The organism is Bradyrhizobium sp. LeoB3 (assembly GCF_055456055.1).
This window is the reverse complement of record NZ_JBVBEF010000265.1, coordinates 1-1,835: the sequence shown is the minus strand read 5'-3', so window position 1 is coordinate 1,835 and position 1,835 is coordinate 1. Positions and strand designations below refer to the sequence as shown.

The following is a 1,835-nucleotide window of genomic DNA, read 5'->3' as shown; positions in this document are numbered from 1 at the left end:
ACTGCAGCACTGACAATGGCTGTCGGAGCTTCACCAACGCCACCCGGAGCCTCAGCGTTCTTGATCAAGTGTGTCTCCACCACCGGTACCTGGTCGATACGCATTGGCAGATAGCTGTCGAAATTGCTCTGCTCGACTCGTCCATCCTTGAAGGTGATTGACCCATGGAGCGCGGCGGTCAGGCCGAAAAGCGTTCCACCTTGAACCTGTGCGTCGATCGTATCTGGATTGACGTACATGCCGCAGTCAATCGCACAGACGATCCGCTTGACTTTGACAGAGCCATCGGCCGCCACTTCGACCTCGGCGACCTGCGACGTGTAACTTCCGTATGCGAATTGTACCGAAATTCCGCGGCCATGCCGCGCGGGAAGGGGGGATCCCCACCCTGCTTTTTCCGCCGCGAGCGACAGAACAGCGAGCGCTCGCGGATTGTGGCCAAGCAATCCCTTGCGGTAAGCGAGGGGATCCTGCTTCGCGGCATGAGCGAGCTCATCCATGAAGCTTTCGACCACAAAAACATTGTGAGTCGGCCCGACGCCGCGCCACCAAGACGTCCGGACACCGGGGGCCTCGACTCGGACAAAGTCGACGTGGATATTGGGCAGCGCATAGGGCGGCTCGGCCGCCGCTTCTACGGCGTCGGGGTCCAATCCGTCCTTGACGTAAGGAGGATAATAGCGAGCCATGACTGAGGAGCCGGCTATCCGATGCGTCCAGGCAACCGGCTTGCCGGCCGCGTCAAGTCCGGCCGACAGCCGATCGAGATAATACGGCCGATACATGTCGTGCTGGATGTCTTCCTCGCGGCTCCAGATCACCTTCACCGGGGCATCGACGTGCTTGGCGATCTTGACGGCCAGCACCGTGCCATCGGCCTCCAGCCTTCGGCCGAAGCCGCCGCCAATCAGATGATTATGAATTTTGATCGCATCCTTTGGCAGGCCGGTGAGTTCGACCACCCGAGACTGCGTGATCGTAGGCGCCTGTGTACCGACCCAAATGTCGCAACGATCCTTCTGCAGATGAACGGTACAGTTCATCGGCTCCATCGCCGCATGGGCCAGGAAAGGCACCTGATAAATGGCGTCAACCCGTTGCGCTGCCTCCGCAAGGGCCTTCCCCGCATCGCCTTCGTTGCGGGCAACAACGCCCGGCGTTTTGGATTCCTCCTCCAATTGCTTGACGATATCGGCGTTGTTGACCTTGCCGTTCGGCCCGTCATCCCACGTGATGGCGGCTGCCTCGAGCCCCTTCTTCGCCGCACCCATGTGATCCGCGATCACGGCAACAGCTTCATCGATATTGACCACCTGCCGCACGCCCTTCACTGCCAGCGCGGCGTTCTCGTTCACGGTTTTCGCTTTGCCACCGAGCACGGGCGAAATAGCAACCGTTGCAACCTTCATACCCGGTATTCGCGTATCGATACCGTAGAGCGCGCGCCCATCGACTTTTATCGATGAATCCACGCGCTTGGCGCGCGTTCCGATCAGGGTGAAATCCTTCGGATCCTTCAATCTGACGTTTGCCGCAGGCGGCACAGGCGATTTCGCCGCGGCGGTCGCAAGTTCGCCGTAGCTCAGAGGCTTCGAGCCTGATGCATCGAACACGACGCCATCGCTGGCGCGGCAAGTCGCCGGATCGACATTCCAGCGCTTTGCGGCTGCCGCAATCAGCAGATTACGACCCACTGCCCCTGCCCGACGGAGCGGCGTCCAGAAGGCGCGGACAGAGGCGGAACCACCTGTATTTTGAATACCTATGATCGAGTTGACGTAGAGCGCATGATTTGGCGGCGCATGCTGAACCTGAATCTGGTCAAGCTTCACTTC

1 protein-coding gene is annotated in these 1,835 nt (G+C 60.0%); it reads right to left on the bottom strand.

The window, feature by feature from the left end; all coding sequences use genetic code 11:
• The coding region (locus ACZXDY_RS45695) for a xanthine dehydrogenase family protein molybdopterin-binding subunit (protein ID WP_464349982.1) at positions 1–1,520 on the bottom strand (1,520 nt) is incomplete at its 3' end.
• Positions 1,521–1,835 lie beyond the last annotated feature (315 nt).